The sequence below is a fragment of the Streptomyces sp. RPT161 genome (assembly GCF_027533845.1).
Classification (GTDB): Bacteria; Actinomycetota; Actinomycetes; order Streptomycetales; family Streptomycetaceae; genus Streptantibioticus_A; species Streptantibioticus_A silvisoli_A.
In genome coordinates this window covers 1-538 of sequence record NZ_JAPZVN010000104.1, presented here as the reverse complement: position 1 = coordinate 538, position 538 = coordinate 1, and the positions used below count along the sequence as shown (strand labels likewise).

Annotated in this window: 1 protein-coding gene; it reads left to right on the top strand. The window is 69.1% G+C overall.

The window, feature by feature from the left end; translation table 11 throughout:
- On the top strand, positions 1–538 hold a 538-nt coding region (locus O5O46_RS35100; RefSeq protein ID WP_269859742.1), incomplete at both ends, for a polyketide synthase.

The following is a 538-nucleotide window of genomic DNA, read 5'->3' as shown; positions in this document are numbered from 1 at the left end:
GGTACTGAACTCGGTCGGCGGCGGCGACGGCTTCATGAGCACCGGAAACTCGGCAAGCGTCGTATCCGGCCGGCTCTCGTACACGTTCGGGCTTGAGGGCCCGGCCGTGACGGTCGATACGGCGTGCTCGTCGTCGCTGGTCGCGTTGCATCTCGCGGTGCAGGCGCTGCGCAACGGCGAGTGCGAGCTGGCGCTGGCCGGTGGTGTGACGGTGATGTCCACGCCGGGCGCGTTCATCGAATTCAGCCGTCAGCGCGGTTTGGCGGCGGATGGTCGGGTTAAGGCGTTCGCGGCGGGCGCGGATGGTACGGGGTGGGGTGAGGGCGTCGGCATGCTGCTGGTCGAGCGGCTTTCGGACGCCCGGCGCAACGGGCACCCGGTGCTGGCGATCGTTCGTGGTAGTGCGGTGAACCAGGATGGTGCGAGCAACGGTCTTACGGCGCCGAATGGTCCGTCGCAGCAGCGGGTGATTCGACAGGCGCTGGCCAGTGCGGGGCTTGACGCCGCGGATGTGGACGCCGTGGAGGCGCACGGTACC